The organism is Arthrobacter sp. LFS091, from assembly GCF_047977885.1.
Classification (GTDB): domain Bacteria; phylum Actinomycetota; class Actinomycetes; order Actinomycetales; family Micrococcaceae; genus Arthrobacter.
The window spans coordinates 1-2,095 of the sequence record NZ_JBFPFP010000021.1 but is presented as its reverse complement, the minus strand read 5'-3'; the positions used below and the strand labels follow the sequence as shown (position 1 = coordinate 2,095).

Here is a 2,095-nt window from a genome sequence, read left to right as displayed (position 1 = left end):
AGCGAACGGGTCCAAAACCTACCGGCCACTCCAACCCGTGAACCGTGACGCGATGGCCGCGTTCATGTACAGGTACAACCAAAAATACGGGAAGTAGTACCGAGCCAGTTGGGAGCACACAAATGGCCCACTAACGAGGAGCGACTTGAGGCTTAGCACTCTAAGAAAAACATCCGTATTCCGCTGCTTTCGAGGACTGATAATTCTATCCATCCTAATCAGCACGCTGGGATTCCACGAAACCGCGGCAAATGCGGTCGACTCAAACGCAGGATCAATATCCGGAAAGCTGTTGGATGAGAGTCTCCAAGACTTTACAGAACTGACCATCTATGCCTATCCCGCCGATGGGCGGTCTGGTGCTGGGACGGCAAAACCCCGATATGATGGCACCTTCACGGTCCTGAACTTGCCCGCGGGAGACTACAACCTATATATAGTTTCCTATGCCAGGCAGACCCTTGCTCAGTGGTATATGAAAGAAGATGACTCGACTACGCGGGCTCGGTTCACCGTTAGTCCTCGAGAAAATCTAAGTATTCTACCACTTGCGCTAATACGCGGTGCAAGGATGAGTGGAAAGGTTCTGTTACCCACCGGCGTTGATCCAACAAAGGTCTACGTTTCTATTTCCGAAGATGAGTCACCAGGTAAAGAGTTCACTGTCTATGAGAAGCCATTGAACCAAGACGGTACCTATGTGGTCGACGGAATATACCCAGGTAGTTATTGGATTCGCTTTGAAAGTAACGCCCCTGGGGCTCTTAGCGAGCCCTACCCCTTCAGTGAAACGTGGAGGTCGAGCCTGGTTAAGCTAGTAGACCGACAAGAGTTGAAGGTGGATGTTTCTCTTGAACCGCCGTCTTCTATCACTGGAAGATTACTGTCTGCTCCCGGGGTAAGCGTCTCAAAGTTCTATGCGCAAGCGCATCGACCTGGCGAAGTTGGCGTGACATCGTCGGGTGACGTGAACGACGACGGAACCTTCACGATTGGTGGCCTTAGGGCTGGAAGCTATGAGGTTCACTTCACCGATTACGATCAAAACAACTTTTTTGTTGACCGATGGTACGGCGGTGGTGGTGAACGTACCCAGGCAGTGACCATATATGTAGGGCCTGAAGAAACTAAGTGGCTTGACGACTCGGTTATCGACCTCGGTGGAACCATTCGGGGTACTATATCCAGCTCAGAGGTTCGAAGCTACAGCAATGTGCAGGTCTCCGCTCTAAACCTCAGTGGGGACATAATTAGGACTGAACCAGCCAATGAGAGCGGTAGTTACAGCATCTCTGGTCTTCAAGAGGGCGCGTACACAGTTTCGTTCGCGGAAGATACGAATGCAGTTTCCGAACGACAGTTCTATCCTGACGTCCCTGAATGGAAAGGCATCAATGCGGCCGCCAAAGTTCCCGTCAAAAAAGGAGCCTTCACCTCAGGAATTAACGCTAGCCTTGTGCCAGGCGGCTCAATCGAGGGTATTCTGCTCGATTCCCAGGGTGTTGGACTGTCGGAAACCCTGGTCACGGCAGCTGATACCAACGGCATCTTGCTTCCCCGGTCAACAGTGACTGCATCCAATGGACATTTCGCATTGGAGGGTCTTTCTACTGGAGATTATGTGGTCACAGCGCGTCCGGGCACTGAAAACGCTCTTCACTATCCGGGCGTTAGGAACTTGGAGAACGCGAAGAGCCTTCACGTCGTAACGGGAAAATCGGTGACGATAGAGCCGATCTCCTACCAGCAGAGGGTGATGCCTGCTGCTGTGATGTTTACGGATAAGGACGGTACGAAGGACGACGTTTATGTTGTTCCGGCCACGACCGGTGTTGAGTATCTGGTTGGTGGGAAGGTTGTTGCTGCGGGGACGTATCCGGGTTCGGGGACGGTGACGGTGACTGCCCGTGCGTTGACGGGTTATGTTCTGGCCGCGGGTGCAATGGCATCGTGGTCGGGAACGTTCAAGGCGACTCCGTTTGTGGTGACCCCGGCTGCCGTTACCTTTACGGATAAGGACGGTACGAAGGACGACGTCTATGTTGTCCCGGCCGTGACGGGTGTTGAGTATCTAATCGGTGGGGAGGTTGTTGCT

1 protein-coding gene is annotated in these 2,095 nt (G+C 52.8%); it reads left to right on the top strand.

The annotated features are described in order from the left end of the window. Positions 1-145 precede the first annotated feature (145 nt). A partial coding sequence (locus ACNQOP_RS20470; RefSeq protein WP_416405569.1) for an MSCRAMM family protein occupies positions 146-2,095 on the top strand: 1,950 nt, incomplete at its 3' end.